Here is a 2,099-nt window from a genome sequence, read left to right as displayed (position 1 = left end):
GGAACGGGGTCGCAGCGAATCGATGCTGTGGCGGCGCGGCAGGCGGCCTTCGAGGGCTCCCACGTCATTTGCTTCGACACCCTCCGGGGTCGCTGTGAAGCATTCTTTAGCGGTAGGGCGCGAGCCCTCCGGTGTTTCGGGAACGATGAGGGACCGGAGGGCTTGCGCCCTGCCGCTAACACCTCGTCATACGCAGGGAATAAATGCTTCACAGCGTTGCCCTTCGGGGGCATGCCAAACGGCTGATTACCGTTTGACGTCCGCCGTGATGCCTTTCCAATCGTCAGTTCGGAAGGGCGTCATCGGCAATCCCTCTTTGCTTTGCACGTTACAGACCGGGTTGTCGGCCCAGGCATAGCGGACCGCGACGGGATCGGAGACGGCGTCGCTGCTGACTTCGATCGTCGTTTTGCCGGTGATCTTGGCGTCGGCGGCGACGAACTTTTGGTCTTCACCGGCGATCGTGAACCCGAGCGGCGTGGAAACGTCAAACGTGTCCAATCCGCCACCGACGTGATCAAATTCCAAGACAATCTTGCCGTCCTTGATCGACATCGATTTGTACGTCGGGCTGCGATAGGGGATCTCATAGCCATAGTCTTTGGCCAGTGCCCAGCGCGCCAGACGCTTGCCGACGTCTTGTTTGTTCTTGGGGTGAATGTCCGAGGCCTCACCCAAGTTCAAAATCACCGCTTCGCCGGTGTTGGGCAACTTGGACATCGTCATCGTCTGGGCTTCGCGGAGTTCCGCCCAGGCACTGTTGCCCGGCTCTGACGGCTCTTTCAAGTAATCGGCCAGCTGGACCCAGTAGAACGAGAACTCATCTTGTCCCCATTCGTCACGCCAGTTTTGAATCATGGTCGGAAACAGATCGCGATACTGATAGGCGCGTCCCGCGTTGCTCTCGCCCTGGTACCAAACGACACCGCGGATCGTGTAACCGATGATCGGGTAGAGCACGCCGTTGTACAGGTTGGCCGGTCGGTGCTGTCCGACCAGCGGGTTGCGCGGCGCCGACGGCCTGCGGCCCTTGCCCGATTCCTTCCACGCGGCCAATTGTTTGTTGTACTTGGCCAGTTCCTGCTCGTAATCGTAGGTCGATTCGGTCTCGCGCCATCGCTCGAGCAACTCGTCAAAGTTGCCTGATGACTTGAGCACGTCGCGGTTCACCCAGGCTTCGGCCGCCGAACCGCCCCAGGCGTTGTCGATCAATCCGATCGGGACATCGAGGGTCTGGTGAAGCTGGCGGCCAAAGAAATAGCCGACCGCGGAAAATTGTTTGACCGTCTCGGGCGTGCAGCTTTCCCAGCGGCCTTCAAAACTCTGCTGGGGTTCTTGTGTCCCGACGCGAGGAACGGAGATCAGACGCAGGTTGGGGTAATTGGCCGACAGGGATTCCAGGTCCGCGTCGTTGGCCTGATCGACCGCCCATTGCATGTTGGATTGACCGCTGCACACCCAGACTTCGCCGATCAAGACGTCGTCATACGTCAGCGTCTCGCCGTTGCTGGAGATTTTCATCGTGTGCGGGCCGCCGGCCTGGAGCGCAGGCAGTTTCGCATCGAACCGACCGTCGGCATCACTTTTGACCGTCACCGCATTTCCGGCCAGGGAGACTTCGACGCCACGATCCGGCGTGGTCCAGCCCCAAACGTGAATCGGCTTCTCACGCTGCAAGACCATCGAATCACCAAACACGGCGCTGGTCCGAATTTCGGCCAAACAGACCGGCGATGCCGCGACCAGCATCAAACAGGCAAACAACAACTTTCTCATCAAGGGGCTCCGGGAATCAAAGGTGGGAAGTTGGAGAAGGAATCGTCTGGTCCTTCAAAACTTGCCCGGCATGATAGCCCAAGCCCGCGCCGCGTGTGTCGTGACGCGGAAGCTCAGTTCATCTCCTAGCACTCTATCGCCGCTCAATTATCGGGTAGTGGACGAGGCGACGAGTCCTTGCCAATATGCCGACGACGGAGGACTCGTCGCCTCGTCCACTACCCGATAATGTAGCGGCGATAGAGTACTGGGAGATAAACTGAGCTTCCGCATCACGACACTCGCCGACATCTCATCCGGGTCGCATCACACGCGGCTCGGGC

At 59.6% G+C, this 2,099-nt stretch carries 1 protein-coding gene; it reads right to left on the bottom strand.

Features of this window, described 5'->3' with window-relative positions:
- Nucleotides 1-246 precede the first annotated feature (246 nt).
- Nucleotides 247-1,776 carry a sialate O-acetylesterase gene (locus ABX749_RS30760; protein ID WP_372899399.1) on the bottom strand — a complete coding sequence of 510 codons (1,530 nt, stop codon included), beginning with the start codon at nucleotides 1,774-1,776 and terminating at the stop codon, nucleotides 247-249.
- Nucleotides 1,777-2,099: the final 323 nt, after the last annotated feature.

It is taken from the genome of Stieleria sp., from assembly GCF_041595215.1.
In the GTDB taxonomy this organism is placed as follows: domain Bacteria; phylum Planctomycetota; class Planctomycetia; order Pirellulales; family Pirellulaceae; genus Stieleria; species Stieleria magnilauensis.
Note: the sequence above shows the minus strand (reverse complement) of the source record. Positions and strands in the feature narration are given on the sequence as shown.

Bases quoted from the DNA above. Each gene is read 5' to 3' on its own strand.
- ABX749_RS30760 (WP_372899399.1), bottom strand. From the start codon at position 1,776: ATGAGAAAGTTGTTGTTTGCCTGTTTGATGCTGGTCGCGGCATCGCCG.